The organism is Streptomyces nojiriensis (genome assembly GCF_017639205.1).
GTDB lineage: Bacteria > Actinomycetota > Actinomycetes > Streptomycetales > Streptomycetaceae > Streptomyces > Streptomyces nojiriensis.
Window position 1 is genome coordinate 7,072,095 of the sequence record NZ_CP071139.1, and the last position, 26,785, is coordinate 7,098,879.

Here is a 26,785-nt window from a genome sequence, read left to right on the forward strand (position 1 = left end):
CCCACTGAATCCTCGGTCGTGCTCTTGCATGTGATCGGAACGCGGACGGTCAACGCCCGGTGCGCAGTCCGACGACCGCTCCGCGGAACTCCAGGCTCCGGGAGGCGGCTTCCAGGATGTCCAGCACCTTCAGTCCCGCCCGGCCGTCCGTCAGCGGCGGACGTCCCGTCCTGATGGACGCGGCGAACTCCTCGACCATGCTGCGCAGGGCCTCCTTCTCGCCGATCGCGGGCGCCACCATGTCGCCGCTCCGGTAGGAGACGAGCATGTCCCGGCGCTCGTCCGCGCCGATCTCCTGCGGGGCGCTCAGGTCCACCCCGCGGTCGAACACCGCGACGCGCTGGCTGGGGTTGAGGTCGTCCCACACCAGGGTGCGCTTGGACCCGCCGACCATGGTGGTGCGCACCTTGGTCGGGGAGAGCCAGTTGACGTGCACGTGCGCGATGGCGCCGGTGTTCAGCTGCAGTGTCAGATAGGCCACGCAGGACTGGCCGGCCCCGATGGGATCGGCTCCGTGAGCGGCGACGGCCACCGGCTGCACGTGGTCCGGGAGGATGAAGTCCAGGACGGACAGGTCGTGGGGGGCCAGGTCCCACAGGACGTCGATGTCCTTCTGGACGAGCCCCAGGTTGATCCGTACCGAGTCCACGTAGTGGATCTCGCCGAGTTCCCCGGAGCGGACCAGCTCGCGGATCCGGCCCACGGCCGGGGTGTAGCAGTAGGTGTGGTCGCACATCAGTGTGAGGCCGCGCTCCTCGGCCTCGTTCACCAGCCGCAGCCCGTCCTCGTAGGTGGCGGCCAGCGGCTTCTCCACGAGGACGTGCTTGCCGGCGCGCAGGGCGGCCAGCGCGACGTCGAGGTGCGTTCCCGCAGGGGTGGCCACCGCGACCGCGTGGACCTCCGGGTCGGCGAGGACCGCCTCGTAGTCGCCGGTCGCCTGGACCGTGGAGTACGCGCCGAGCACCTGCCGGGCCCGGTCCACGTTCAGGTCGCAGAGCCAGCGCAGCCGGAACTGGTCACTGGACTGGAAGTTGCGGACGAGATTGGGGCCCCAGTAGCCCGCACCGACCACGGCGACACCTAAGGGGGCGGACCCCTTGCCGGTGGCGCGCGCGGCCTGCCCCGCGTCCTTCGCGGTGTCCTTCACGGCGTTTCCCTTCCTTTCGCGCACGCCGGACGGCGTGTCGCCAACTCATGGCCGGGACGCGTGTGATGGAGGGAGATGCCGTCGACGGCAGCCCGGACGCCTGCGCGTCCCGTGCGTGACCTGCTCAACGGTGATGGCCCCCCACAACCGATGCCCTACGTGATCCGCGTGCTTCGCCCCCCGGCCCGGCCGCCTGTTCCCCACAAGCAGGCCGAACCCGTACCGCTTACCGCCTTTGCCGGCTGCCGGACACCGGCACCGCCGAAGCGTGCCGAATCCGGTCGGCGCCGCTCAATCTAGTCCACCGGGCGTACCCCCGGGCAGAGTTGACGTAATCGCCTGGAGCGGGTGTTCGACCATGCATACTGCCCGGGTGACCAGCATCGTGATACCGGCCCACAACGAAGGCCGGGTCATCGGCCGCCTCCTCGACGCGCTCCTGGCCGACGCCTCGGCGTCCGGGCCCGACATCGTCGTGGTGTGCAACGGCTGTACGGACGACACCGCACGTGTGGCGGGCGAGCGCGGCGACCGCGTGCGCGTGGTCGAGATCCCGACCCCCTCCAAACACCGGGCGCTGCGGGTCGGCGACGAGCACGCGCGGGGCTTCCCCCGGCTGTACGTGGACGCCGACGTCGTCGTCGGGGCCGCCGACGTGGGGGCCCTGGTGGGCGCCCTCGACCGGAGCCCGGAGCTGCTCGCCGCCGCCCCCGGCCGGGACATCCCGCTGGGCGGCTGCGCCTGGCCGGTGCGGGCGTACTACCGGGTGTGGCAGCGGCTGCCCGCCGTCCGGGAGGGGCTCTTCGGCCGGGGGGTCATCGCCGTGACCGAGGCGGGGCACGCGCGGATCGCTGCGCTGCCCCCGCTGATGGCCGACGACCTGGCCGCGTCCCTCGCCTTCGGGCCCGGGGAGCGGCGCGTGGTCGAGGAGGCCCGGGTGGTCGTCCGGCCGCCGCGCACCTGGTCCGACCTGATCAGGCGGCGGGTCCGCGCGGCGACCTCCTCCGCCGAGTTCGAGCGTTTCCAGGCGGCGCGGCAGGCCGAGGCGCCGGAAGCGGCACCGGAGCAGGGCTCGGAGCCGGTGTCGGAGCAGACCGCGCGCACCGGCACGGCCGATCTGCGCGCCCTGCTGTGGGCCCGGCCGGCCCTGCTGCCGGGGGTGGTGGTGTTCGTGGTGGCCGCGCTCGCCGCCCGCCGCGGTTCCCGGAAGGCCATCCGCGACCGGGACTTCTCCACCTGGCTGCGGGACGAGAGCAGCCGGCAGGACTGAACTCCCGGCCGCCCTGCGGCGTACGGCCGAATCTCCTCGTACGCCGCACCGTTGGCCCGTACAACCATTAGGGTTCCACTCGCACGTTCGAGTGAACTCAGTCCGTCGGCATCGGGAGCTCCAGAGCATGTACCTCGCGGACCGCTCCGCGCCCGCGCCCGGGGGCGCGAAGACCGCTGCGGACCGGGGACCCGTCCGGGCTCCCGCGGTCGCCTCGACCGTCCTCGCCCTGGGCACGGTCAGCATGATCACCGACATCTCCTCCGAGATGGTCACCGCCGTCCTGCCCCTGTACCTGATCGCGGGTCTGGGCCTGAGTCCCCTCGGCTTCGGGGCGCTGGACGGCGTCTACAACGGGGTCAGCGCCCTCGTGCAGCTGACCGGCGGCCACCTCGCCGACCGGGTGCGCAACCACAAGCTGATCGCCGGCATCGGCTACGGCCTGTCCGCCCTGTGCAAACCGCTGCTCCTGTTCGCCCACAGCCTGGGCCCGATCAGCGTGATCCTCACCCTGGAACGCACCGGCAAGGGACTGCGCACCGCGCCGCGCGACGCGCTCATCTCCCTGTCCACACCGCCCGAGTTACAAGGGCGCGCCTTCGGGGTGCACCGGGCCATGGACACCACCGGGGCGCTGCTCGGCCCGCTCGCCGCGTTCCTCATCCTGAGCCTCACGGTCGACGGCTACGACGCGGTCTTCGGCGTCAGCGCCTGCGTCGCCGTACTCGGTGTCGTGGTGCTCATGCTCTTCGTCCCGTCCGGCGCCGACACCCGGCCCGGGCCGTCCGGCGGAGCCGGGGCCGCCGCCGGGACCGCGGGCTCCGCCGCCGTTCCCGGCGCGGACCGGCCGGCCCCCGTACGGCTGCGCGACGCGCTCGGCCTGCTGCGCCTGCCCCGGCTGCGCAACCTGGCCGTCTGCGCCGTCCTGCTGGGCCTGACCACCGTCAGCGACGCCTTCGTCTACCTGCTCCTGCAACGCCGCACCGGCATCGGCGACCAGTGGTTCCCGCTCCTGCCGCTGGGTACCGCGGCCGTGTTCCTGCTGCTCGCCGTGCCCGCCGGGGCCCTCGCCGACCGGATCGGCCGGCGCACCGTCTTCCTCACCGGGCACGCCCTCCTGCTGACCGGCTACGGGCTGCTGCTGTGGGCCCCCGCCTGGCCCGCCCTGCCCTTCCTCGTCCTCGCCCTGCACGGCATGTTCTACGCCGCCACCGACGGCGTGCTGCCCGCCGCCGTCGCCGCCACCGTCCCCGGCGAGCTGCGCGCCACCGGCATGGCCCTGGTCGGCACCGGCCAGGCGCTGGCCCGCTTCGGCTGCTCGCTGGCCTTCGGCGCGGCCTGGACGCTCTGGGGCACCGGCCCGGCACTGGCCGCCGCCGCGGCCGGCCTGCTGTGCTGCGCCGCCGTCGCCGGCTTCGTCCTGCGCCCGTCGGCGCCCCGGGACACCCGACCCGACCCGAACCCGAAGCCCGACCCGAAGCCCGGCCCGCATCCCGACCCGAAGCCCGACCCGAAGTCCGTGAGGCCCCCCAGATGACGCTGTCGAAGTCACGCCGCCTGCTCGTCCTCGCGGTGGCGGTGCTGCTGCTCGGGGGACTCGCCGCCGCGCTGGTGCTGCGCGCCGCCGGCCGTGACGACAAGCCGTCGGCGGGCGGCCCGACGGTCGCCGCCGGGACCGTCACGCTCGACCGGCCCGGCTCCCTGGCGTTCCTCAACGGCGGGCAGGGCCCGCACCGCGGGGCCCTGGCCTCGGTACCGGCCGACGCACCCGAGTCCGGGCGCACCGCCTCCGAACTCAACTGCCAGCGCTTCCACGCCGCCGCGGGCACCGGCGTGTGCCTGCGCTCCACGCCCGGCGCGCTCGCCCAGGACAACAAAGCCCTGATCGTCGACTCCGAACTGCGCACGCTGCGCAGCTTCCCCCTCGCGGGCACCCCGAGCCGGGCCCGGGTCTCGCCCAGCGGCCGGTTCGCCGCCTGGACCGTCTTCGTCTCCGGCGAGTCGTACGGCGCCGCGTTCTTCTCCACCCGTACCGCGATCGTGGACACCCGCACCTGGAAACTGGAGGCGAACCTGGAGGAGTTCGCCATCGACATGGACGGCCGGGACCACCGCGCCCAGGACGTCAACTTCTGGGGGGTCACCTTCTCCAAGGACGACGACACCTTCTACGCCACCGTCTCCACCGGCGGCGAGACCCACCTGGTCAAGGGCTCGATCTCCGGGCGCAGCGTCAAAACCCTGGCCGAGAACGTCGAATGCCCCTCCCTGTCCCCGGACGAGACGCGCATCGCGTACAAGAAGCGGGTCCGGGCCGGCGCCTCGCTCTGGCGCGAGCACGTGATGGACCTCGGGACGCTGCGCGACCACGCGCTCGCGGAGAAGCGCAGCGTGGACGACCAGGCCGCCTGGCTCGACGACCGTACGCTCGCCTACGGCCTGCCCACCGACGGCGCCGCCGACAGCACGGACCTGTGGACCGTGCCCGCCGACGGCAGCGGCACCCCGCGACTGCTCGCCCCCGGAGCCTCCTCCCCGGCCCGGCTCGGCTGACACCCCCGAGGAGGCGTCAGGCCCGGTCCACGAAGGCCCGTACCCGGTCGACGAATGCGGCGTTGTCGCGGATCCAGCCGTAGTGGAGGCCGCCCGGCGCGCCTTCGCCGAGGGCGAGCTCCTCGTACGTCACCCGCGCGCTCGTCAGCTTGTCGCAGAGCCCCCGCACCCCGCCGGGCGGTGCCATGGGGTCGCCCTCGATGGCCACCGCCAGCACCGGCAGGTCCATCGCGGCCAGCAGGGGCTCGAAGTCCACCGGTGAGGACGGCACGTGGTAGCGGCCCGTCCGGACCTGGGTGGCCATGTCCCGCAGGATCTGCGCGGAGTCGTTGCCCAGCACCCTGAGGCGGCGGCCGGGGAAGTACCCGTACACGGCGGCGAATGCGGCGGCGAGCTGGAACCCCGCGAGCATTCCCAGGCTCTGCGGGAAGGGCCAGCCGCGGTAGTGGCAGGAGGGGGCGCCGACCAGGATCGCGCCCGCGGCCATGTGCGGCTCCTGACCGAGGTAGAGCGCGCCGAGCTGCCCGCCGAGGCTGTGCCCGAGCAGGTGGCGCGGCGCTCCGGGGAAGGCGGCCGCGACCGCCCGGAACAGCGCGGGGCAGTCGTACGCCACCATCTCGTGGTAGCCGTAGCGCACCCCGCGCCGCACCTGGACCGAGCTCGTGCCCTGCCCCCGCAACTCCCCGAGGACCACCTGGAATCCCGCTTGGACGAGGGCCTCCGCCAGGGGCGTGTAGGAGACGGCCCTGGTCCCCATGGCGGGCATGCACACCAGCACCGGGGCCGACGGGTCGTCGGGCCTCCGGTGGAACCGGACCTGCACCGTGGCCCCGTCCCCGGCGCGCACCGTCTGCGTGGTCACTTCGGCGGATGCCATCCCGGACCTCCCTCGCTCGCGGCCATCCTGCGCACATCGCGCACCACGTCCAACGCTTCCCGGCCGCCGGCCGGTGGCAACATGGTCCGGACACACCTCCGGAAGTGCTGAAGCTGAAGTGACCAGAACGTTCAAGTACCGGCTCAGGAGTCCGCTCGGCGGGCTGGCGGCGGACCTCTCGGCGAGAGCGGTGCCACCAGGCGAAGCGGCGGGCCCTTCCGTGGGGATCCACCGAGGAGTCCGCCTGCTGCTTCCGGGCAAGGGCATGTACTGGGAGGACCTGGCCTGGCTCTCCTTCGTCGTCGCGCTCCGTGCCGAGGAGCTGTGCGCCAGGTGTCCGGAGGGCGTGCACCTGGAGATCGTCTCGCTCGACTTCGCGCTGACCGACTACCGGCCGGAGGTCGCCGCCCTCGCCATGGACGGGTGGCTGCGAGCGGAATTCGACCTGCCCGATACCGGAATCGCCTGCTCGTACTCGGGCGGCGCGGACCCGTACGCCTTCGCATGGGCCGGCGCGGAGCCGCCGCTACGGAGCCCGCGGAGCTAGGCCGTGCGTCACCTGACCCGCGTGGCCGGTGCGAAGCGCGGATCAGGTGCCGGAGTTGTCGACGAACCCGACGACATCGAGGTATTCGATGTGGGGCGGGGCGCCATAAATCCCCGTCACCTTGTCGACGATCTCCTCGGTGAAGAAGGCGCGGGCTTTCTCCTCGTCATCCCATACGTAGAAGTTTCGTGCCCGGGCGCCGTCTTCGTCGAGCATGAAGCTCTTGAAGCGAAGGCCGGCCATGCCTTCGAACGGTCCTCGGAGTTCGGCGGCAATCTTTTCGAGAGCCGAGCGATCGAACTTGCCGGTCTGCGTGAAAGTCACGAGCACGCCGATCATCAGGCTTCCTATCGTTTGGGTGAGCTGTGGTGGATCGAATGACGCCAGCGGCGGATCCTAGTACGCGCTGCCGGAGATTCCGCTTGTTGAGCCGCGAGTCGGAAGCGCGTGTTCCGCTGCGCGGCGACGCCTCTGGTACGCGACGGTCAGTGCGACCAGGGGCACGGTGCAGGCGGTGAGTCGCAGGCGCCGGGACGCTCCGGGGACGGGTTCGTGGGCGGCCCGCCGGGCGACGCGGTACCGACCGGCCCGAGCGGCGGAGTCCTGGCGGTGTGCGGATGACGGCATGTGTGAACCTCGGTTTCGACAGCGTGCCGATTGACCCGTTCGGCCATCACGATCGCAGTCGCCGGCAGGCGGCGGATCGCTCCACGGAGGGAACTCGGCTACGCCTCCGAGCCGATGGATCGTGCGACCGTGGAACGACGCGGGGCCGAGAAGCCGGGCTCCGGGACCGATCGACACATGGGAGAACCGGCCGTGAACGGCATCGAATTCCTCGCCTCGTTCCTCCGGACCGGACGCCCGCACGGGATCGGCATCGGATCCACCCTCGGCGAGGTCGACCGGGCCGTCCGCCACCGCTTCGTCGACGTGGTCGACGACGAGGGCCGGTCGCTGCGCCGCGACTACGGGTTCGTCGAGTTCTACTTCAACTTCACCCCCGGCGGCGCGTGGGTGATGTCCGGCGGCTCCGTCGAGCTGCACCGGCTCGCGTCCGGCCCGGACATGGCGGAGGAATGGGCGCTGACCACGGGGGTCGAGTTCCCCCGCTACGTCGCCTGGGAGGCCGTGCGCGACGAGCTCGTGCGCGTCCCCGGAGCCCCGGAACTCCACGTCGGCGACCAGGGCGGCTTCCTGGAGTACCGGGCGGCGGCGTCCGACGTCTCGGTGATCGTCGTGGACGACGAGGAGGAGGAGCGGGGATACCACGTGGGGCACGGGGACGTGTGGAGCGTCAGCCTGTGGGCGCCCGTACGGGCGAGCTGACCGCCCCGGTCTGGGCCGGTCGGGTGCTCGGCCGGCCCGGTGGGGATGGGGCGCGGCCCGAGCGGGCACGTGCAGACCATGGCCTTCGAACATCCCGCGAAGAAGGGCGGCCAGGGGCGGCTCGGCCGGTTCGAGAAGCTCGCGGAGCTGGCCTCGAACTTCACCAGCTCGCCCGCCTTCTCCGTGTTCTGCGTCCTGCTGGTGGCCGGCTTCGTCGCCGTCCGCCTCGCCCACCTGGACACGGGCTGGCAGCACCTGTTCGGCGACGCCATCGGCGCGGTCGCCCTGCTGCTCCTGGCCCTGCTGAAGAACTCCGAACGCCGGGCCGAGCACGCGATCCAGCGCAAACTCGACGCCATCGCAGCCGCCCTCCTGGAGCAGTACGAAGGCGAGCCGGGCCGCGCGCAGCGGGAGCTGGCCGAGGCCATCGGCATCGAGGACGGCGAGTAGGCCGGCCTTTGGGCCGAGCGGACCCCGCAACGGGCGCTTTCGAGTGACCCGCCGCGCGGGGCTCGGCCGGGGGCGCCCGGATCTCCCCGACCATCTCAGGCGGCCGGTCATCTTCCGGCCACGGGCCGCCGACCAGGCCGGGCACCGCGCACGCGCGGTTCCGGGCCGCCGCTGGGAGATCACGTGTACGTCCTGCTCGTGGCGAGCGCGTTCAACAGCCTCACGCAGCGAGTCCACGCCGAGCTGCGCGACCACGGCCACCACGTCGCGGTCGAACTCGCCCTGCCCGGCGTCTCCCTGGCCGACGCCGTACGCGGCCACCGCCCCGACCTCGTCATCGCCCCGATGCTGCGCACCGCCATCCCCGAGGAGGTCTGGGCCGCCCACACCTGCCTGGTCGTCCACCCGGGACCGGTCGGCGACCGCGGCCCCTCCTCCCTCGACCGGGCCGTCCAGGACGGCGAGCCCCGGTGGGGCGTGACGGTCCTGCAGGCCGACGCGGAGATGGACGCCGGCGACGTCTGGGCGAGCGTCGAGTGCCCCCTGCCGCCGCTCGGCAAGAGCGACCTCTACCGCGGCGAGATCGCCGACGCCGCGCTGGAGGCCGTCCTGCTCGCGGTGGAACGGTTCGCCTCCGGTACGTACACCCCGCAGCCCCAGACCGGCGGCCACGCCCGGCCACTGCTGCGCCAGGAGGACCGCCGGATCGACTGGGAGCGCGACACCACCGAGGACGTCCTGCGCGTCCTGCGCGCCGCCGACTCGCAGCCCGGCGTACGCGACGACCTGCTCGGCGGTGAGTGGTACCTGCACGGCGGACACCGCGAGGAGCACCTGCGCGGCCGCCCCGGCGAGCTGCTGGCCACCCGGACCGGGGCGCTCTGCCGGGCCACGGCCGACGGGGCCGTCTGGATCCCGGAACTGCGCGCCCGCCGCCTGCCGGGCGGCCCGGCCGCCCCCAAGCTGCCCGCCACGCTCGCGCTCGCGGACCGGCTGCCCCCGCTTCCCGAGGTCCCCGCGCCGCAGCCCTGCGGCCCCCGCCTCGGCAACTGGTGCGACATCGGCTACCACGAGGAGGCGCAGGCCGGATTCCTGTCGTTCGCCTTCCCCGGCGGCGCGATGAGCACCGCGCACTGCCGCCGCCTGCTGGACGCCTACCGGGCCGCCCTCACCCGCCCCACCAGCGTCCTGGTCCTGGGCGGCGGCCGTGACTTCTTCTCCAACGGCATCCACCTCGGCGTCATCGATGCCGCCGCCGACCCGGCCGAGGAGTCCTGGGCCAACATCAACGCCATCGACGACCTGGTCGAGGCGGTGCTGACCACCACCGACCGGCTCGTGGTCAGCGCGCTGGGCGGCAACGCCGCCGCCGGCGGGGCCATGCTCGCCCTCGCCGCCGACGAGGTCTGGTGCCGCTCGGGCGTCGTCCTGAACCCGCACTACCGCCTGATGGGCCTGCACGGCTCCGAGTACTGGACGTACACCCTGCCCCGCCGCGTGGGCCCCGCACTCGCGGACCGCCTCACCACCGAGGCCCTCCCGCTGAGCGCGGCCGCCGCCCACGGGCTCGGACTCGTCGACCGTACGGTCCCCTGCCCGCCCGGGGACTTCACCGGCGAGACGCAACGCCTCGCGCTGCGCCTCGCCGCCCTGCCCGCCACCGCCTCCCGGATCGCCGGGAAGAAGGCCGCGCGCGAGCGCGACGAGGCACGGCGGCCGCTGGCCGACCACCGCCGGGCCGAGCTGGCCCTGATGCGGCGGACCTTCTTCGACCCCGACGCCCCCTACCACGCACTGCGCCGCGCCTTCGTCCGCAAGGAGCGCCCGGCCGCCACCCCGTTCCACCTGAGCGGGTCGGCCGCCAGGCCGCGCGCCGTCACTGGACTGGCCGCACCAGACGCGGCGCCCGCCCCGGACTGCTGTTAGCAAGAAAGGTGTGGGCGAGGCAGGCCGCCTCCCCGCGCCCCTTCCCGATCACCTCCCCGAGGAGCCGTCCCATGGCCACTGCGACTAAGGACCCGGTCGAGGACCCGCTGATCCACATCCTCTGGATCAACGCGGGCCTGAGCTGCGACGGCGACTCCGTGTCCCTGACGGCCGCGATGCAGCCGAGCATCGAGGAGATCGTCACCGGCGTGCTGCCCGGTCTGCCGAAGATCGCCGTGCACTGGCCGCTGATCGACTTCGAGTGCGGCCCGGTCGGCGGCGCCGACACCTTCATCGAATGGTTCTTCAAGGGCGAGCGGGGCGAGATCGACCCGTTCGTCCTGGTGGTCGAGGGATCGATCCCGAACGAGAAGATCAAGCCCGAGGGCTACTGGTGCGGCTTCGGCGACGACCCCGAGACCGGCCAGCCCATCACCACCAGCGAGTGGATCGACCGGCTGGCCCCCAAGGCCCTCGCCGTCGTGGCCATCGGCACCTGCGCCACGTACGGCGGCATCCACGCGATGGAGGGCAACCCGACGGGCGCCATGGGCGTACCCGACTACCTCGGCTGGGACTGGACCTCGAAGGCCGGCATCCCGATCGTGTGCGTGCCGGGCTGCCCGATCCAGCCGGACAACTTCTCGGAGACCCTGACCTACCTGCTCTACCAGGCGGCCGGCTCCGCCCCGATGATCCCCCTCGACGACAAGCTGCGCCCGACCTGGCTCTTCGGGGCCACCGTCCACGAGGGCTGCGACCGCGCCGGCTACTACGAGCAGGGCCAGTTCGCCGAGACCTACGACTCGCCGCTCTGCCTGGTCAAGCTCGGCTGCTGGGGCCCCGTCGTCAAGTGCAACGTGCCCAAGCGCGGCTGGATGAACGGCATCGGCGGCTGCCCGAACGTCGGCGGCATCTGCATCGCCTGCACGATGCCCGGCTTCCCCGACAAGTTCATGCCCTTCATGGACGAACCCCCCGGCGCCAAGGTCTCCACGAAGGCGAGCGGCGCGTACGGAGCGCTGATCCGCAGGCTCCGGTCGGTCACCGCCCACACCGTGGACGAGGAACCGAAGTGGAGGCAGACCGGCCGCAGCCTGACCACGGGCTACCGCCCGCCCTGGTGACGATCCCCGGGTCCCACGGAAGCACCCCCCCAACTACAGCTCTCCGCACCGAAGAAGGGTCACGGCAGAAACGATGACACCGCAGACGAAGGCGGCCGCAGACGGCAGCGGCCTGGTGGAGATGGCCTGGGATCCGATCACCCGGATCGTGGGCAGTCTCGGCATCCACACGAAGATCGACTTCAAGCAGAAGCGGGTCGCGGAGTGCTACAGCACCTCGTCGGTCTTCCGCGGCTACAGCGTCTTCATGCGCGGCAAGGACCCCCGCGACGCGCACTTCATCACCAGCCGCATCTGCGGCATCTGCGGTGACAACCACGCCACCTGCTCGGTGTACGCGCAGAACATGGCCTACGGGGTGAAGCCGCCCCACCTCGCCGAGTGGATCATCAACCTGGGCGAGTCCGCGGAGTACATGTTCGACCACAACATCTTCCAGGAGAACCTGGTCGGGGTCGACTACTGCGAGAAGATGGTCCGCGAGACCAACCCGGGCGTCCTGGAGCTCGCCGAGCGCACCCCAGCCCCGCACGCCGGCGAGCACGGCTACAAGACCATCGCCGACATCATGCGCTCCCTCAACCCCATCGAGGGCGAGTTCTACCGCGAGGCGCTCCAGGTCTCCCGCTACACGCGCGAGATGTTCTGCCTGATGGAGGGCCGCCACGTGCACCCCTCCACCCTCTACCCGGGCGGCGTCGGCACCATCGCCTCCGTCCAGCTCTTCACGGACTACATGAGCCGCCTCATGCGGTACTGCGAGTTCATGAAGAAGGTCGTCCCCCTCCACGACGACCTGTTCGACTTCTTCTACGAGGCCCTGCCCGGGTACGAGGAGGTCGGCCGCCGCCGCGTCCTGCTCGGCTGCTGGGGCGCCCTCAACGACCCCGAGTACTGCGACTTCACCTACGCCAACATGACCGACTGGGGACGGAAGATGTTCGTCACCCCGGGCGTGGTGGTGGACGGCAAGCTGGTCACCAACGACCTCACCGAGATCAACCTCGGCATCCGCATCCTGCTCGGCAGCTCGTACTACGACGACTGGCAGGGCCAGGAGCAGTTCGTCACCCACGACCCGCTCGGCAACCCGGTCGACCCGCGCCACCCGTGGAACCAGCACACCATCCCGGCTCCGCAGAAGCGCAACTTCGACGACAAGTACAGCTGGGTCATGTCCCCCCGCTGGTTCGACGGCAAGGACCACCTGCCCCTGGACACCGGCGGCGGCCCCCTCGCCCGCCTGTGGTCCACCGCCCTGTCGGGCCTGGTCCACACCGACTACGTGCAGGCCACCGGTCACAGCGTCGTGATCACCCTGCCGCGCACGATGACCAAGCCCGAGACCCGCTTCGAGTGGCGGATCCCGAAGTGGAGCAACGCGCTGGAGCGCAACCGCGCGCGCACCTACTTCCAGGCCTACGCGGCCGCCATCGCCCTGCACTGCGCCGAGAAGGGCCTCGCCGAGGTCCGCGCCGGACGCACCCAGACCTGGGAGAAGTTCGAGGTCCCGGACGAGGGGCTGGGCGTCGGCTTCACCGAGGCCGTACGGGGCGTGCTGTCGCACCACATGGTGATCCGCGACGGGAAGATCGCCAACTACCACCCGTACCCGCCGACCCCGTGGAACGCCAGCACCCGCGACACCTTCGGCACGCCCGGCCCCTACGAGGACGCCGTGCAGAACACCCCGATCTTCGAGGAGAACCCCCCGGAGAACTTCAAGGGCATCGACATCATGCGCGCGGTCCGCAGCTTCGACCCCTGTCTGCCCTGCGGAGTCCACATGTACGTCGGCGGCGGCAAGACGGTCAAGACGATGCACGTGCCCACCGGCCTGAGCGGGCTGGGCGGATGAGCGCCGTGATCGACGGCCTCCAGGCCGGACGCCGGGTCGAGGAGGTCCTCGACCGGCTCGCCGCCACCGGCGACCGGGCGGCGTGCGCGGCGGCCGAGGAACTGGTGCGCGTCCTCATGGACTTCTACGGCGCCGGGCTCGCCCGGATCGTCGAGAAGGTCGGGGACGGGCCGCTGAAGCCGGTCTACGGCGACGAACTCGTGGCGAGCCTGCTCTCCCTGCACGGCCTGCACCCCGAGGACGTGCACAGCCGCATCGCCCGCGCCCTGGCCGCCCACGGCGAACCGCTGGAACTGCTCGGCTTCGACGCGGACACCGGCGTCCTGCGGCTGCGCCCCGCCGCCGCCTCCACGGGCTGCGGCTGCGGCTCGGGTTCCGGCGGCGGCAGCGACGCCGGGCGGACGCTGGAGGACACCCTGACCTGCTTCGCCCCCGAGGTGACGAGCGTGGAGCGGGAGCCCGCCGCGGCCCCCGCCCCCGCCCTCCTGCAGATCGGCACCCGGCCCCCGAGCCCGGCGCGGGTGCCGTGAGCGGGCCCGGCCTCCTCCACGACGGCCCGCGCGCCCCGCGCGGGCTGCGCCGGTTCGCGGGCCCGCGCCCGCCCCGGCCCGAGACCTGCGAACTGTGCGGGGCCGCCGTGTCCCCGGACGGCCACCGCCACCTGGTGCAGACCGAACAGCGCGCGCTGATCTGCGCCTGCACCGCCTGCGCCCTGCTGTTCGACCGGCCCGGCGCGGGCACCGGACGCCTGCGGGCCGTACCGGACCGCTACCTCACCGACCCCGCCCACCGGCTCGACGACGGCGCGTGGGAACTCCTCCAGATTCCGGTCGGCGTCGCGTTCTTCTTCCGCAACGCCGCCCTCGACCGGCTGGTCGCCCTCTACCCGAGCCCGGCCGGAGCCACCGAGAGCGAACTCGACCCAGGGACCTGGCAGACCGTGCTCGGCGGCGGCCGGCTGGCCGCGCTCCTCGAACCCGACGTCGAGGCGCTGCTGCTGCGCCGCACGCAGGACCGCACCGACTGCTACCTGGTGCCGATCGACATCTGCTACGAGCTGGTGGGGCGGATGCGGCTGCTGTGGCAGGGCTTCGACGGCGGGGCGGAGGCCCGGGCCGCCCTGAAGACCTTCTTCGAGCAGGTGGAACGGCGGGCGAGGGCCCTGCCCCCGACGGCGGACGAGGACGGGGACCGGATCCGATGACGGAATTCGCCTTCACCTGCACCGGGGTGCGCGCCGACGCGTACGCCGCCGGCCCCACCCTCGTCTTCCGGCTGCGGATCACCGCGGCCGGCGGCGCCCGGGTGCACGCCATCGCCCTGCGCTGCCAGATCCGCATCGAACCGGCCCGGCGCGGCTACGGCCCGGCCGAGGCGGAAGGGCTCGCGGACCTGTTCGGCGAGCGCTCCCGGTGGGGCAACACCCTCCAGCCCGTGCAGTTCGCCCAGGTCTCCGTCATGGTGCCGAGCTTCACCGGGGAGACCGAGACCGACCTGGTCGTGCCCTGCACCTACGACATGGACATCGCCGCCACCCGCTACTTCGAAGCCCTGGCGGAGGGCGAGGTACCGCTGCTGATGCTGTTCTCCGGCACCGCCTTCACCGGTGACGCCGGCTTCCGCGTCGAGCCGGTGCCCTGGGACCGCGAAGCCGTGTACCGGATGCCCGTGGCCGTGTGGCGCGAGATGGTCGAACAGCACTTCCCCGGCTGCGGCTGGCTCCGGCTGCCCCGCGACACCATGGACCAGCTGCTCGCCTTCCGCTCCCGCCACGCCCTCGCCTCGTGGGAGGCGACCGTACGGGCCCTGCTCGACGCGGCCGACCCGCCGCAGCCGCCCGGGCCCGTCCGGCTGGGCGCCCTCCTGCCGCGCCTCACCGAGAGGGCGGCTCCGTGACCACGACGACCACCCCCCACTCCCGCTTCGCGGTCGCCCGGCAGGTGGCCGACGCGGTCCTGCTGGAGGGGTACGTGCTCTACCCGTACCGGGCCTCGGCCGCGAAGAACCGGCTGCGCTGGCAGTTCGGCGTCCTCGTGCCCCCGGCCTGGGGCCGCGCGCACGAGGAGCACGTCCTCCAGCAGACCGAGATCCTGATGGAACCGCGGGGCGCGGCGACCCTCGCCCTGGAACTGCGCTTCCTGCACGCGCAGCGGCGTACGGTCCAACAGGCCGCGGACGGCGGCGGTTTCACGGAAGTCGCCGAACTGCACCTGGCCGACCGGGTCCTCGTGCCCTGGGACGAGGGCGCCGAGGAACGGGTGGAGGTCAGCGTCCCCGTCGCCGAGCTGCTGGGCGACGACGGCGTCACCTTCCCCTTCCGCCGCCCCGCCCGCGTCGACCCCGAGCCCGTCCTGGACGCCGCCGGGCGCACGGTGGGCCGCCTGGTGCGCCGTACCGAGGAGATCGAGGGCGTGCTGCGGCTGCGCGCCACCGAACTCCCCGGCGCCTACCGCGTGCTCCGGCTCCGGGCCGTGGTGGAGAACACCAGCCCGTGGACCCCGCCGCCCGGCGCCGGACCCGCCGACCGCGAGGCCGCGCTGCCCCGCTCGCTGGTCGCCGCCCACCTGCTGCTGGGCCTGGACTGCGGATCGTTCCTGTCCATGACCGACCCGCCCGAATGGGCCAGGCAGGCGGTGGCCGCCTGCGAGAACCGCCACACGTGGCCGGTGCTCGCGGGTGAACCCGGCCGCGCCGACGTGGTCCTGTCCTCCCCGATCATCCTGGAGGACCACCCGGCGATCGCCCCCGAGAGCCTGGGCGCCATGTACGACGCCACCGAGATCGACGAGATCCTCGCCCTGCGCACGGCCGCCCTGACCGAGCAGGAGAAGCGCGAGGCCCGCGGCACCGACCCCCGGGCGGCCGCCGTGATCGACCTCGCCGATTCCATGCCCCCCGAGGTGCTGGAGCGGCTGCACGGCGCCGTACGCGCCCTGCGGGAGGTCACCGGCCCCGAGCAGCCGCCGCTGCTCGCCGAACTCCCCTCCGAGGACGTGGTGTTCCGGCCCGACACCCCCTGGTGGGATCCCGCCCGGGCGGACACCGCGGACCCGGTCCGCGACCGGATCACGGTCGGCGGAGTCCCGGTGGGACCCGGCAGCCGCGTCCTGCTCCGCCCCGGACTGCGCCGCACCGACGCCCAGGACCTGTTCCTCCGGGGCCGCACCGCGCTGGTCGAGGCCGTGCTGCACGACGTCGACGGGGGAGTGCACCTCGCCGTCACCGTCGAGGACGACCCGGGCGCGGACATCCGGCGGGAACAGGGCAGGTTCCTCTACTTCCAGCCCGACGAGGTCACCCCCCTGGAGGACGCGTGAACGAGCGGGTCCTGATCGCGGGCATCGGAAACGTCTTCCTCGGCGACGACGGCTTCGGCGTCGAGACCGTACGGGCGCTGGCCGAGCACCCCCTGCCCGACGGGGTGGAGGTGGTGGACTTCGGCGTGCGCGGCGTCCACCTCGCCTACCAGCTCCTCGACGGCTACGACACGCTCCTGCTGGTCGACGCCACCGCACGCGGTGGCGAGCCGGGCACCCTCTACCTGATCGAGGCCGACGGCGGCGCGGGCCCGGGCGCGGGCCCGGCCGGCGCCGGGGCACCGCCGCCGCCCGTCCTCGACGGCCACCACATGTCCCCCGACGCCGTCCTCGCCCTGCTGGACACCCTGTGCGCCGGCACCGGAGCCACCCCGCCGCGGCGCACGCTGGTGCTCGGCTGCGAACCGGCCGGTGTCGAGGAGGGCATCGGACTGAGCGCACCGGTGGCCGCCGCCGTACCGGAGGCCGTACGCACGGCCCTGGACCTGATCCACGGCCGGACCCACGCCGAAACAGACCGGCCCGGCCGCGAACTGAGGAGAACACCGTGAAGAAGGCCTTCATCGGCGGGGCCGTGGCCGCCGCCGTCACCGCCGTCCTGCTGCAGATCCTTCCCGACCTCCGGCGCTACCTGCGCATGCGCCGGATGTGACACCGCCGCGGGCACGGCCACGGGCGCCCGTGCGTGACCGGGCGCCCGAATGGCGTACGGGGCGCGCCGCGCACCGGCGTGCCCGACCGCACGGACTCCGTCCCGCCGGTTCAATGAGCCCCGGCAGGACGGAGTCCGATGCACGAGATGTCGATCGCCATGGCCGTCGTGGGCCAGGTGGAAGAGGCGGCCCGGTCGGGCGGCGCACAGGCCGTCACCTCCGTACGGCTGCGGGTCGGTGAGCTGGCGGGGGTGGTCCCCGACGCCCTGGCCTTCTGTTTCGAACTGGCCTGCGCCGGAACGGTCCTCGAAGGCGCGGAACTCGCCACGGAGTCCGTGCCGGCCCGCGCCCGCTGCGGCACCTGCCCCGGCACCTGGGCGGTGGGCATGCCCCCCGAACTGTGCTGCCCCGGATGCGGCAGGGCCACCGAGGTGGAACTGCTGTCGGGCCGTGAGCTGGAGATCCTCAGCGTGCACTGGGAAGACGGCCCCGCCGGCGCCCGTACCCGCGAACCGATTCCCGAGGAGGCCTGAACCATGTGCCGAATGGTCGATCTGCGGCAGGCGGTGCTCGCCAAGAACGACGCCACCGCCCAGGTCCTGCGCACCGAACTCACCGCGCGCGGTACGACGGTGGTCAACCTGCTCTCCAGCCCCGGCAGCGGCAAGACGGCGCTGCTGGAGCGCGAGCTGCTCCTCGCACGGGAGCGGGGCGTGGCCGTGGCCGCGCTGACGGCCGACCTGGCCACCGAGAACGACGCGGTACGGCTGGCCCGTTCGGGCGTACCGGTCAAGCAGGTCCTCACCGACGGGCTGTGCCACCTGGAGGCCGCCATGCTCGGCCGGCACCTGGACGGCTGGCTGCCCGGGGACACCCGGCTGCTCTTCGTGGAGAACGTGGGCAACCTGGTCTGCCCGGCCGGCTACGACCTGGGGGAATCGCTGCGGGTGGTGCTCGCCTCGGTGACCGAGGGCGAGGACAAGCCGCTGAAGTATCCGACCGCCTTCGGACTGGCCCAGCTGGTGGTGGTCACCAAGACCGACATCGCGGGAGCCGTCGAGTTCGACGAGGCCGCCTTCCGCGCCAACGTCGAGCAGGTCAACCCCGGGGTGGAGGTGGTGCTCACCTCGGCGCGGGCGGGCACGGGCCTGGGCGTCCTGCTCGACCGGGCGCTGGCGGCCGGGTCCGGTACCGGTACGCACACACCGGTGATGGCCCGTCAGCAGCAGGCGCACGCGCCCGGCCACGACCACGACCACGACCACGAGCATGACCACGAGCACGGTCACGAGCACGATCACGACGAGGACCTCGACCAGGGCCACGATCACGAGCACCCGCACCCGCACGTCCACACGGTCGCGCAGACCCGCTGATGGAGGCGGTGCAGCGGCGCCGGGTCACCGTCCGGGGCGTGGTCCAGGGCGTGGGCTTCAGGCCCTACGTCTACACCCGCGCGACCGGGCTGGGCCTGGCCGGGCACGTCACCAACACCCCCGAGGGCGTCGTCGCGGAGGTCGAGGGCGCCCCGGCGGCGGTGTCGCGGTTCTGCGAACGGCTCGCGGCGGACGCACCCCCGCTGGCCGTCGTCGACGCCGTCGACCACTGGGAGGTCCCCGTCGCGGGCGGCACCGGATTCACCATCATCGCCTCCCGGACCGGCGGCCCCGGCCGCACACTGGTCTCCCCGGACGTGGCCACCTGCGCCGACTGCCTCACCGAACTGGCCGACCCCGCCGACCGGCGCCACCGGCACCCCTTCATCACCTGCACCCACTGCGGGCCGCGCTTCACCATCGTCACCGGGCTGCCGTACGACCGCGCCCACACCACGATGGCCCCCTTCCCCATGTGCGCCGACTGCGCCCGGGAGTACGGGGACCCGGCCGACCGCCGCTTCCACGCCCAGCCGGTCGCCTGCCCGGCCTGCGGCCCCCGCCTCAGACTGCTCACCGGACGGCCGCCCCGCGAGCGCGCCGGCGCCGACCCGGTGGCCGGGGCCCGGCGGCTCCTGGTGGCCGGGGCGATCCTCGCCGTCAAGGGCCTGGGCGGCTACCACCTGGCCTGCGACGCCACCGACGCGGGCGCGGTGGCCGAGCTGCGCCGGCGCAAGGCCCGCGGGGACAAACCCTTCGCCCTGATGGCCCGGGACCTCGCCGACGTCGAGCGGTTCGCGCGCATCGGCCCCGAGGAACGGGCCCTCCTCACCGGCGGCGCACGGCCCATCGTGCTGCTCCGGCGCCGCGCCGGTGCGGGCGGCCCGGACGGCGTCGCCCCCGGCTGTCCCGACCTCGGCGTGATGCTCCCGTACACCCCCGTCCACCACCTGCTGCTCGGCCTGCCCGGGGACCCCCCGGGGCCCCGGCTGCTCGTCATGACCAGCGGGAACCTCTCCGGGGAACCCATCGTCACCGACGACGACGAGGCCCTGGAGCGGCTCGCCGGCCTCGCCGACGGCTGGCTCACGCACGACCGCCCCATCCACGTGCCCTGCGACGACTCCGTGGTACGGGTGTGCGACGGCGAGGCGCTGACCGTGCGCCGCTCGCGCGGGTACGCCCCGCTCCCGCTGACCCTGCCGGTCCCCGTCCCCGCGAGCCTCGCCGCGGGCGGGGACCTGAAGAACACCTTCTGCCTCGGCGAAGGGCGCCGGGCCTGGCTGTCCGCCCACGTCGGCGACATGGACGACCTCGCCACGCAGTACGCCCTCGAAGGCGCCGAGCGGCAGCTGGAGTCCATCACCGGCGTCGCCCCCGTGCTCCTCGCCGCCGACCGGCACCCCGGCTACCGCTCCACCCGGTGGGCCGAGCGCGCCGCGGGCGCCCGGCCGCTCGTCCGCGTCCAGCACCACCACGCGCACATCGCCTCCGCCATGGCGGAGCACGGCCGGGGCGCCGGCCGCCCGGTGATCGGGGTCGCCTTCGACGGCACCGGCTACGGCGACGACGGCGCCGTGTGGGGCGGCGAGGTACTCCTCGCCGACTACGCCGGGTTCACCCGGTTCGCCCACCTCGCCTACGTCCCGCTGCCGGGCGGCGACGCGGCCGTGCACCGCCCGTACCGCATGGCGCTGTCCCATCTGCGGGCCGCGGGCATCGACCGGACCCCGGAGCTGCCCTGCACGGCCGCCTGTCCGCCGGAGGAACTCGCCCTGTTGGAGCGCCAGTTGGAACGGGGGCTGAACTGCGTCCCGACCTCCAGCATGGGCCGCCTCTTCGACGCCGTCTCCTCCCTGGCCGGCATCTGCCACCTGGCCGGCTACGAGGCGCAGGCCGCCATCGAGCTGGAGGGCGCGGCTCTGGGGGCGGGCGGAGCCGATCCCGGACCCGGCTACGCCTTCGGCCTGCGTGCGGCGCCCGGCCCCGACGGCGGGCCGGTCACCGCCGATCCGGCGCCCGTACTGGCCGCCGTGGTGGCCGACGTCCGCGCCGGCACCGACCCGGCGCTGATCGCCGCCCGCTTCCACACCGGTGTCGCCGCCCTGGTCGCCACGCTCTGCGTGCTCGCGCGCGAGCGGCACGGCCTGGACACCGTCGCCCTGACCGGCGGGGTCTTCGCCAACACCCTGCTCTCCTCGGCGTGCGCCCGGCGCCTGGGCGCCGCCGGATTCACCGTCCTGCGGCACGGCAGGGTCCCCCCGAACGACGGCGGGCTGTCCCTCGGCCAGCTCATGGTGGCCGCCGCGCACCACACCCCCTGACACACCCCTGACACACCCACAGCAAGGAGAAACCCATGTGCCTGGCGGTGCCCGGCAGAGTGCTCGACATCGGGGAGAAGGACGGCACCCGCATGGCCACCGTCGACTTCGGCGGTGTGCAGAAGGAGGTGTGCCTGGAGTATCTGCCGGACCTCCAGGTGGGCGAGTACGCCATCGTCCACGTGGGCTTCGCCCTCCAGCGCCTCGACGAGGAGTCGGCCAAGCAGACCCTCGAACTGTTCGCCCAACTCGGCATGCTCCAGGAGGAGTTCGGCGACCCGTGGGAGCAGGCCGCCGCCGTCGGCGGTGACCCCTGGCCCTTCGCCGACGATCCCGATCCCGATCCCGATCCCGGGGCCGGGCGCCCCGCGCCCGCCCTCGCCGCACCGCAGGAGGAAGGCCGGCCGTGAAGTACATCGAGGAGTTCCAGGACCCCGCCCTCGCCCGGCGGCTGCTCGACGACATCCATGCCACCGTGACCCGCCCCTGGGCCCTGATGGAGGTCTGCGGCGGCCAGACGCACACCATCATCCGGCACGGGATCGATCAACTGCTGCCGGAACAGGTGGAGTTGATCCACGGACCGGGCTGTCCGGTGTGCGTCACCCCGCTGGAGGTCATCGACAAGGCGCTGGAGATCGCCTCGCGCCCCGATGTGATCTTCTGTTCCTTCGGGGACATGCTCCGGGTGCCCGGGACCGGCCGCGACCTGTTCCAGGTGCGCAGCGAGGGCGGCGACGTCCGCGTCGTCTACTCCCCGCTCGACGCCCTGCGGATCGCCCAGGAGAACCCGGGCCGCCAGGTGGTCTTCTTCGGCATCGGCTTCGAGACCACGGCGCCGCCCAACGCCATGACCGTCCACCAGGCGAAGAAGCTGGGCATCCCCAACTTCAGCCTGCTGGTCTCCCACGTCCGGGTACCCCCGGCGATCGAGGCGATCATGCAGTCGCCGAGCTGCCGGGTCCAGGGCTTCCTCGCCGCCGGGCACGTGTGCAGCGTGATGGGCGTGCGCGAGTACCCCGAACTGGCGGCGCGCCACCGCGTGCCGATCGTGGTGACGGGCTTCGAACCGCTGGACATCCTGGAGGGCGTACGCCGTGCCGTCCGGCAGCTGGAGCGCGGCGAGCACACCGTCGACAACGCCTACGCGCGCGCCGTGCGCCCCGAGGGCAACCCGGCCGCCCTCGCCATGCTGGAGGACGTCTTCGAGGTCACCGACCGGGCCTGGCGGGGCATCGGCGTCATCCCCGACAGCGGCTGGCGGCTGTCGGAGCGCTACCGGGACTTCGACGCCGAACACCGCTTCTCGGTCACCGGCATCAACACCCGTGAACCGGCCGAGTGCCGCAGCGGCGAGGTGCTCCAAGGGCTGCTGAAACCGCACGAGTGCGAGGCCTTCGGCAGGCTGTGCACCCCGCGCAGCCCGCTCGGCGCCACCATGGTCTCCAGCGAGGGCGCCTGCGCCGCGTACTACCTCTACCGGCGGCTGGAGCTGGGGACCGTGCCCGCCGCCAAGACCGCCCCGACCCCTGTGAGCGCCCCGCTGGAGGCGAGCCCCGTTGTCTGACACCGCACTCGACATCACGGGCTGGACCTGCCCGGCCCCGCTGCGCGACCGCCCGCGCGTGGTGATGGGCCACGGTGGCGGGGGCGCACTCTCCGCCGAACTGGTCCAGCACCTGTTCGCCCCCGCCTTCGGCGGTGACGTGCTCGCCCAGCTCGGGGACTCCGCGGCCGTTTCCCTGGGCGGGGTCCGGCTGGCCTTCTCCACCGACTCCTACGTGGTGCGGCCGCTGTTCTTCCCCGGCGGCTCCATCGGCGACCTCGCGGTCAACGGGACGGTCAACGACCTGGCCATGAGCGGAGCCGAAGCGGCCTACCTGTCCTGCGGGTTCATCCTGGAGGAGGGCGTCGAGATGCCGGTGGTGGCCCGCGTGGCCGAGGCCATGGGCGCGGCTGCCCGGGCCGCGGGAGTGGAGGTCGCGACCGGCGACACCAAGGTCGTGGAGGCGGGCCACGGGGACGGCATCTACATCAACACCGCGGGCATCGGCGTCATCCCCGACGGGGTGGACCTGCGCCCGCAGCGCGTCGTACCCGGAGACGTCGTCATCGTCAGCGGTGAGATCGGGCTCCACGGCGTGGCGATCATGAGCGTCCGCGAGGGGCTCGAATTCGGGGTGGACGTCCAGAGCGACTGCGCGGCCCTGGGCGGGCTCGTACGGAGCATGCTCGCGGTCACCCCGGACCTGCACGTCCTGCGCGATCCCACCCGCGGCGGCCTGGCGGCCTCCCTGAACGAGATCGCGGCCGCCTCGGGCACCGGCGTCGTGATCCACGAGGGCCGCGTCCCGGTCCCCGCGGCCGTCGCGAACGCCTGCGCGATCCTCGGGCTCGACCCGCTCTACGTGGCCAACGAGGGCAAGCTGGTCGCCTTCGTGCCCCGCGAGCACGCCGACGCCGTCCTCGACGCCATGCGCGCCCACCCGCTGGGCCGCCACGCGGCGGTGATCGGTGAGGCCGTCGACGCCCACCCGGGCCTGGTCGTGGCCCGCACCGCCCTCGGCGGCACCCGCGTGGTCGACCTGCCGATCGGGGAGCAGCTGCCGCGCATCTGCTGACGGGTGCCGAAGACGGCTGCCGAAGATGGGTGCCGGCCCCGATGTGCGGTGGCGGTGGGCCGGGTGATGCTGAGGGTGCCCGCGGCATCCCCTCCCGGCCACCGCCGGGAGCCGCCGCCACTGCGCCCCAGGCCCTGTCGCCCTGCCGACGGAAAGGAGCGGGGTCATGCCGCGATCCGAGGACGTGAGGACCACCGGCCCCGAAGCCCGGCCAGGGCTCCGGCCCCGCGCGTACCGCCGGGCGGGCGCCTGGCTGGCCATGGCCCTGGGGGTCTGGGCCGCGGTGGCCGGGGCCACCCTGCCCAACGGGCTCGTACTCGCGGCCGGCCTGGTCGTGGCCGCCCTGGCGGTCAACCGCCTGGGCGCGGAGCCCCGTACGCCCCGCCGGCCGAAGCCGGTGGCACCCCCTTGAGCGCTACGGCAGCCCGGCCGGATCCTGGTCGGGGGCCGGCTCCGCGAGGGCCTCCGGGGACCGCGCGGGGGAGGGTACGGCCGCGAGCAGCGGGGTGTCCACGGCGCGCCGCCCCCGGAACCGGGCGGCCAGCGGCTCGGTGTAGCGGGCGGTGAGCGGGCCGATCACCACGAGGATCAGCACGTAGGCGGTGGCCAGCGGCCCGAGGGCCGGTTCGATGCCGGCGGTGACGGCCAGACCGGCGATGACGATCGAGAACTCCCCGCGGGCGACGAGGGTTCCGCCGGCCCGCCAGCGGCCCTTGACCCCGACCCCGGCGCGCTTCGCGGCCCAGTACCCGGTGGCGATCTTCGTACCGGCGGTGACCAGGGCGAGCGCGAGCGCCGGAAGCAGCACGGGCGGGATGCTGGCCGGGTCGGTGTGCAGGCCGAAGAAGACGAAGAACACCGCGGCGAACAGGTCCCGGAGCGGGCTGAGCAGGGTGTGCGTACCCTCGGCCACCTCACCGGACAGGGCGATGCCGACCAGGAACGCGCCGACCGCGGCGGAGACCTGCAGCTGCTGGGCGATGCCCGCGACCAGCAGGGTCAGGCCGAGGACGACGAGGAGCAGCTTCTCCGGGTCGTCGCTGGAGACGAACCGAGAGATGAGCCGGCCGTAGCGGACGGCGACGAACAGCACCGCGCCCGCCACGCCGAGGGCGATCGCCAGGGTCAGACTGCCCGCCGCGAGACCGACCCCGGCCAGCAGCGCGGTGACGATGGGCAGGTAGACGGCCATGGCCAGGTCCTCGAGGACCAGGACGCTGAGGACGACCGGGGTCTCGCGGTTGCCGAGCCGCCCGAGGTCACCCATCACCTTGGCGATGACGCCGGAGGAGGAGATCCAGGTGACCCCCGCCAGGACCACGGCGGCCACCGGACCCCAGCCCATCAGCAGCGCGGCGACCGCCCCGGGTACGGCGTTGAGGGTGAAGTCGACCAGCCCGGCCGGGTACTGGGTCTTGAGGTTGGAGACCAGGTCGGTGGCCGTGTACTCCAGCCCCAGCATCAGCAGCAGCAGGATGACGCCGATCTCGGCGCCGATCGCCACGAACTCCTCGCTCGCGCCCATGGGCAGCAGCCCGCCCGTGCCGAAGGCGAGACCGGCCAGCAGGTACAGGGGTATCGGGGAGAAGCGGAAGCGCCCGGCGAGTCTGCCCAGCAGACCCAGGCCCAGGATGATCGCACCGAACTCGATCAGGAAGACGGCGGAGTGCACAGGCGATTACTCCCGTCCGAGTATGGAGGCGGCGGCGTCGACGCCCTCGCGGGTGCCGATCACGATGAGCGTGTCCCCGCCGGCGAGGCGGAAGTCGGGCGCGGGGGAGGGGCGGGCCTCGGCCCGCCGCAGGACCGCCACGATCGAGACCCCGGTCTCCGTCCGCATCCGGGTCTCGCCCAGCAGCCGGCCGTTCCAGTACGAGTGCGCGGACAGCTCGATGCGCTCGGCGACCAGCCCGAGGTCGGTGGTGTGCAGCAGGTTGGGGCTGTGGTGCGCGGGCATCAGGGCGTCGATCAGCGAGGTCGTCTCGGCCCCGGACAGGTGCAGCGACTGGGCGCACGCGTCGGGATCGTCCGCGCGGTAGACGTTCACCGTACGGGTGCCGTCGCGGTGGGCGATCACCGACAGGTGGCGCCGCTCGCGGGTGGTGAGGTCGTACTGGACCCCGATGCCGGGCAGTGGCGTGGTGCTCATCCGTGGAGCGGGCACGGCTCTGTCCCCCTTTGCTTCGTGTTCGACGGTGGTGCGGCGCAGCGCCGCCCAAAGGCAGGTCCGGGCTGCCGCGCGGGCTCATGGTGCCACCTCGGGCAGGGGGCGGGATATGGGTGTCGGCACGGATGGACAAGAGCCACGGCGGACGACAGGCTGAAGCGGGGACACCGGTCCCCGCGCGGGTCCCGCCGCAGGTCACCGCAGGTGCGGGGGCGTATCGGCGGGGATAGTGGAAGCAAGTGGTCCGCCGGATCGGCGGATCCCGGAACGAGGGGAGGGACGCCCGTGTCGCTGTACTGGCGGATCTTCCTGCTCAACGCGGCCGTCCTCGTCACCGCCGTCCTGCTGCTGCTCGGCCCGGTCACCGTGTCCACCCCGGTCCTCTTCGGCGAGGCCGTGGTGCTGCTCGCCGGGCTGGCCGCCATGCTGATCGCCAACGCCGCCCTGCTCCGGATCGGGCTGGCACCGCTCGGCCGGCTGACCCGCGCGATGAGCGCGGTCGACCTGCTGCGCCCCGGCGGCCGGGCCCGGGTGGAGGGTCCCGCCGAAGTGGCCGAGCTGACCACCTCCTTCAACGCCATGCTGGGCCGGCTGGAGGCCGAACGGGCCGGCAGCAGCGCCCGCGCCCTCTGCGCGCAGGAAGCCGAACGACGGCGCATCGCCCGGGAACTCCACGACGAGGTCGGCCAGACCCTCACCGCGGTCCTGCTCCAGCTCAAGCACGCGGCCGACCGCGCCCCGGCCCCCTTGCGGGAGGAGCTCCGCCAGGTGCAGGAGACCACCCGTGCCGGCCTGGACGAGATCCGCCGCATCGCCCGCAGGCTGCGCCCGGGGGTCCTGGAGGAGCTCGGGTTGCACAGTGCCGTGCGCGCGCTGACGGCCGAGTTCACCAGCGGATCGCTGACGGTGCGGCACGTCATCGGCCCGCACGTGCCCCCGCTGGACGAAGCGGCCGAACTCGTCTTCTACCGGGTCGCCCAGGAGGCCCTGACCAACGCCGCCCGGCACGCGGGCGCGAGCGAGGTCGAGGTACACCTGTCGGGCCGGCCCGACGGCGCGGTCCGGCTGCTCGTACGGGACGACGGCCGGGGCATCGGCCCCGCCGGCGAGGGCGCGGGGATCCAGGGCATGCGGGAACGGGCCCTGCTGATCGGCGCGGACCTCGCCATCGGAAGCGGCCCGCGGGGCGGCACCGACGTACGGCTGGACGTACCGGTCGCGACCACGGAGGTATCCCGTTGAA

General features: G+C 73.4%; 28 protein-coding genes. 23 read left to right on the top strand and 5 right to left on the bottom strand.

What is annotated here, in order from left to right:
* Positions 1-49: 49 nt before the first annotated feature.
* On the bottom strand, positions 50-1,147 hold the full coding sequence (locus tag JYK04_RS32760) for a Gfo/Idh/MocA family protein (RefSeq protein ID WP_202185928.1): 1,098 nt from the start codon (positions 1,145-1,147) through the stop codon (positions 50-52).
* Positions 1,148-1,520: 373 nt separating this feature from the next.
* Here JYK04_RS32760 and JYK04_RS32765 point away from each other — a divergent pair, with 373 nt between their 5' ends.
* The 3 genes from JYK04_RS32765 to JYK04_RS32775 all read left to right on the top strand — a co-directional run bounded on the left by JYK04_RS32765 (position 1,521) and on the right by JYK04_RS32775 (position 4,970).
* Positions 1,521-2,417 carry a glycosyltransferase family 2 protein gene (locus JYK04_RS32765; protein ID WP_229876781.1) on the top strand — a complete coding sequence of 299 codons (897 nt, stop codon included), beginning with the start codon at positions 1,521-1,523 and terminating at the stop codon, positions 2,415-2,417.
* 127 nt (positions 2,418-2,544) lie between these two features.
* On the top strand, positions 2,545-3,954 hold the full coding sequence (locus JYK04_RS32770) for an MFS transporter (RefSeq protein ID WP_189745912.1): 1,410 nt from the start codon (positions 2,545-2,547) through the stop codon (positions 3,952-3,954).
* A 2-nt stretch (positions 3,955-3,956) separates the two neighbouring features.
* Positions 3,957-4,970 (top strand): TolB family protein, encoded by a 1,014-nt coding sequence (locus tag JYK04_RS32775; protein ID WP_189746003.1) that lies wholly within the window; start codon positions 3,957-3,959, stop codon positions 4,968-4,970.
* Between the two features lie 16 nt (positions 4,971-4,986).
* On the opposite strand, the gene JYK04_RS32780 is transcribed toward JYK04_RS32775, so the two are convergent.
* Positions 4,987-5,847 carry an alpha/beta hydrolase family protein gene (locus JYK04_RS32780; protein ID WP_189745914.1) on the bottom strand — a complete coding sequence of 287 codons (861 nt, stop codon included), beginning with the start codon at positions 5,845-5,847 and terminating at the stop codon, positions 4,987-4,989.
* A gap of 118 nt (positions 5,848-5,965) precedes the next feature.
* Here JYK04_RS32780 and JYK04_RS32785 point away from each other — a divergent pair, with 118 nt between their 5' ends.
* Positions 5,966-6,394, top strand: a complete 429-nt coding sequence (locus tag JYK04_RS32785; RefSeq protein WP_189745916.1) for a hypothetical protein — start codon at positions 5,966-5,968, stop codon at positions 6,392-6,394.
* A gap of 42 nt (positions 6,395-6,436) precedes the next feature.
* Here JYK04_RS32785 and JYK04_RS32790 read toward each other — a convergent pair whose 3' ends face one another.
* Entirely contained in the window at positions 6,437-6,733 is a 297-nt protein-coding gene (locus JYK04_RS32790) for an antibiotic biosynthesis monooxygenase family protein (RefSeq protein WP_189745918.1), read from the bottom strand.
* Positions 6,734-7,213: 480 nt separating this feature from the next.
* Between JYK04_RS32790 and JYK04_RS32795 the strand changes: the two genes are divergently transcribed.
* From JYK04_RS32795 to JYK04_RS32875, 18 genes are all read left to right on the top strand, one after another.
* Positions 7,214-7,723 (top strand): hypothetical protein, encoded by a 510-nt coding sequence (locus JYK04_RS32795; protein ID WP_189745920.1) that lies wholly within the window; start codon positions 7,214-7,216, stop codon positions 7,721-7,723.
* 78 nt (positions 7,724-7,801) lie between these two features.
* Positions 7,802-8,173 (top strand): hypothetical protein, encoded by a 372-nt coding sequence (locus JYK04_RS32800; protein ID WP_189745922.1) that lies wholly within the window; start codon positions 7,802-7,804, stop codon positions 8,171-8,173.
* A 183-nt stretch (positions 8,174-8,356) separates the two neighbouring features.
* A complete protein-coding gene (locus JYK04_RS32805; RefSeq protein WP_189745924.1) occupies positions 8,357-10,099 on the top strand; it encodes a hydrogenase maturation protein in 1,743 nt (580 codons plus the stop codon).
* A 71-nt stretch (positions 10,100-10,170) separates the two neighbouring features.
* A complete protein-coding gene (locus tag JYK04_RS32810) occupies positions 10,171-11,226 on the top strand; it encodes an NADH-quinone oxidoreductase subunit B family protein (RefSeq protein WP_189745926.1) in 1,056 nt (351 codons plus the stop codon).
* Positions 11,227-11,299: 73 nt separating this feature from the next.
* Positions 11,300-13,084 (top strand): nickel-dependent hydrogenase large subunit, encoded by a 1,785-nt coding sequence (locus JYK04_RS32815; RefSeq protein ID WP_189745928.1) that lies wholly within the window; start codon positions 11,300-11,302, stop codon positions 13,082-13,084.
* Positions 13,081-13,614 carry a hypothetical protein gene (locus tag JYK04_RS32820; protein ID WP_189745930.1) on the top strand — a complete coding sequence of 178 codons (534 nt, stop codon included), beginning with the start codon at positions 13,081-13,083 and terminating at the stop codon, positions 13,612-13,614. Before JYK04_RS32815 ends, JYK04_RS32820 begins: the two co-directional genes overlap by 4 nt.
* Positions 13,611-14,288, top strand: coding sequence for a DUF5947 family protein (locus tag JYK04_RS32825; protein WP_229876782.1), 678 nt, complete (start codon positions 13,611-13,613; stop codon positions 14,286-14,288). Before JYK04_RS32820 ends, JYK04_RS32825 begins: the two co-directional genes overlap by 4 nt.
* Positions 14,285-14,980: a DUF6084 family protein gene (locus tag JYK04_RS32830; protein ID WP_189745932.1), complete on the top strand. Its 696-nt coding sequence runs from the start codon at positions 14,285-14,287 to the stop codon at positions 14,978-14,980. The genes JYK04_RS32825 and JYK04_RS32830 overlap by 4 nt, the downstream gene beginning before the upstream one ends.
* The gene (locus tag JYK04_RS32835) at positions 14,977-16,401 is read left to right on the top strand and encodes a hypothetical protein (protein ID WP_189745934.1); all 1,425 of its coding nucleotides are present in this window, start codon (positions 14,977-14,979) and stop codon (positions 16,399-16,401) included. The genes JYK04_RS32830 and JYK04_RS32835 overlap by 4 nt, the downstream gene beginning before the upstream one ends.
* Positions 16,398-16,952, top strand: a complete 555-nt coding sequence (locus JYK04_RS32840) for a hydrogenase maturation protease (protein WP_189745936.1) — start codon at positions 16,398-16,400, stop codon at positions 16,950-16,952. Before JYK04_RS32835 ends, JYK04_RS32840 begins: the two co-directional genes overlap by 4 nt.
* The gene (locus JYK04_RS42440) at positions 16,949-17,053 is read left to right on the top strand and encodes a DUF6893 family small protein (RefSeq protein WP_373297511.1); all 105 of its coding nucleotides are present in this window, start codon (positions 16,949-16,951) and stop codon (positions 17,051-17,053) included. Before JYK04_RS32840 ends, JYK04_RS42440 begins: the two co-directional genes overlap by 4 nt.
* Positions 17,054-17,191: 138 nt before the next feature.
* Complete coding sequence (locus JYK04_RS32845) at positions 17,192-17,587, top strand: hydrogenase maturation nickel metallochaperone HypA/HybF (protein WP_189745937.1); 396 nt, start codon at positions 17,192-17,194, stop codon at positions 17,585-17,587.
* A 3-nt stretch (positions 17,588-17,590) separates the two neighbouring features.
* On the top strand, positions 17,591-18,430 hold the full coding sequence (hypB, locus tag JYK04_RS32850; RefSeq protein ID WP_189745939.1) for a hydrogenase nickel incorporation protein HypB: 840 nt from the start codon (positions 17,591-17,593) through the stop codon (positions 18,428-18,430).
* Complete coding sequence (gene hypF / locus JYK04_RS32855) at positions 18,430-20,754, top strand: carbamoyltransferase HypF (protein WP_189745941.1); 2,325 nt, start codon at positions 18,430-18,432, stop codon at positions 20,752-20,754. Before hypB ends, hypF begins: the two co-directional genes overlap by 1 nt.
* Before the next feature lie 35 nt (positions 20,755-20,789).
* Positions 20,790-21,164 (top strand): HypC/HybG/HupF family hydrogenase formation chaperone, encoded by a 375-nt coding sequence (locus tag JYK04_RS32860; RefSeq protein ID WP_229876783.1) that lies wholly within the window; start codon positions 20,790-20,792, stop codon positions 21,162-21,164.
* Entirely contained in the window at positions 21,161-22,321 is a 1,161-nt protein-coding gene (hypD, locus tag JYK04_RS32865; protein ID WP_189745943.1) for a hydrogenase formation protein HypD, read from the top strand. The genes JYK04_RS32860 and hypD overlap by 4 nt, the downstream gene beginning before the upstream one ends.
* Positions 22,314-23,375 carry a hydrogenase expression/formation protein HypE gene (gene hypE, locus JYK04_RS32870; protein ID WP_272933156.1) on the top strand — a complete coding sequence of 354 codons (1,062 nt, stop codon included), beginning with the start codon at positions 22,314-22,316 and terminating at the stop codon, positions 23,373-23,375. The genes hypD and hypE overlap by 8 nt, the downstream gene beginning before the upstream one ends.
* Before the next feature lie 166 nt (positions 23,376-23,541).
* Entirely contained in the window at positions 23,542-23,787 is a 246-nt protein-coding gene (locus JYK04_RS32875; protein ID WP_189745944.1) for a hypothetical protein, read from the top strand.
* Between the two features lie 3 nt (positions 23,788-23,790).
* On the opposite strand, the gene JYK04_RS32880 is transcribed toward JYK04_RS32875, so the two are convergent.
* A complete protein-coding gene (locus tag JYK04_RS32880; protein ID WP_189745946.1) occupies positions 23,791-25,047 on the bottom strand; it encodes a cation:proton antiporter in 1,257 nt (418 codons plus the stop codon).
* Between the two features lie 6 nt (positions 25,048-25,053).
* Entirely contained in the window at positions 25,054-25,524 is a 471-nt protein-coding gene (locus JYK04_RS32885) for a cation:proton antiporter regulatory subunit (protein ID WP_189745948.1), read from the bottom strand.
* A gap of 303 nt (positions 25,525-25,827) precedes the next feature.
* On the opposite strand from JYK04_RS32885, the gene JYK04_RS32890 reads away from it, so the two are divergent.
* The gene (locus JYK04_RS32890) at positions 25,828-26,784 is read left to right on the top strand and encodes a sensor histidine kinase (protein WP_189745950.1); all 957 of its coding nucleotides are present in this window, start codon (positions 25,828-25,830) and stop codon (positions 26,782-26,784) included.
* Position 26,785 lies beyond the last annotated feature (1 nt).

What these genes read in the sequence shown, in the direction of transcription:
- JYK04_RS32810 (WP_189745926.1), top strand. Translation starts at nt 10,171, where the DNA reads ATGGCCACTGCGACTAAGGACCCGGTCGAGGACCCGCTGATCCACATC.
- JYK04_RS32800 (WP_189745922.1), top strand. Translation starts at nt 7,802, where the DNA reads ATGGCCTTCGAACATCCCGCGAAGAAGGGCGGCCAGGGGCGGCTCGGC.
- hypB (WP_189745939.1), top strand. Translation starts at nt 17,591, where the DNA reads ATGTGCCGAATGGTCGATCTGCGGCAGGCGGTGCTCGCCAAGAACGAC.
- JYK04_RS32815 (WP_189745928.1), top strand. Translation starts at nt 11,300, where the DNA reads ATGACACCGCAGACGAAGGCGGCCGCAGACGGCAGCGGCCTGGTGGAG.
- JYK04_RS32790 (WP_189745918.1), bottom strand. Translation starts at nt 6,733, where the DNA reads ATGATCGGCGTGCTCGTGACTTTCACGCAGACCGGCAAGTTCGATCGC.
- JYK04_RS32885 (WP_189745948.1), bottom strand. Translation starts at nt 25,524, where the DNA reads ATGAGCACCACGCCACTGCCCGGCATCGGGGTCCAGTACGACCTCACC.
- JYK04_RS32770 (WP_189745912.1), top strand. Translation starts at nt 2,545, where the DNA reads ATGTACCTCGCGGACCGCTCCGCGCCCGCGCCCGGGGGCGCGAAGACC.
- JYK04_RS32875 (WP_189745944.1), top strand. Translation starts at nt 23,542, where the DNA reads ATGCCGCGATCCGAGGACGTGAGGACCACCGGCCCCGAAGCCCGGCCA.
- JYK04_RS32860 (WP_229876783.1), top strand. Translation starts at nt 20,790, where the DNA reads ATGTGCCTGGCGGTGCCCGGCAGAGTGCTCGACATCGGGGAGAAGGAC.
- hypF (WP_189745941.1), top strand. Translation starts at nt 18,430, where the DNA reads ATGGAGGCGGTGCAGCGGCGCCGGGTCACCGTCCGGGGCGTGGTCCAG.
- JYK04_RS32780 (WP_189745914.1), bottom strand. Translation starts at nt 5,847, where the DNA reads ATGGCATCCGCCGAAGTGACCACGCAGACGGTGCGCGCCGGGGACGGG.
- JYK04_RS32830 (WP_189745932.1), top strand. Translation starts at nt 14,285, where the DNA reads ATGACGGAATTCGCCTTCACCTGCACCGGGGTGCGCGCCGACGCGTAC.
- JYK04_RS32845 (WP_189745937.1), top strand. Translation starts at nt 17,192, where the DNA reads ATGCACGAGATGTCGATCGCCATGGCCGTCGTGGGCCAGGTGGAAGAG.
- JYK04_RS32820 (WP_189745930.1), top strand. Translation starts at nt 13,081, where the DNA reads ATGAGCGCCGTGATCGACGGCCTCCAGGCCGGACGCCGGGTCGAGGAG.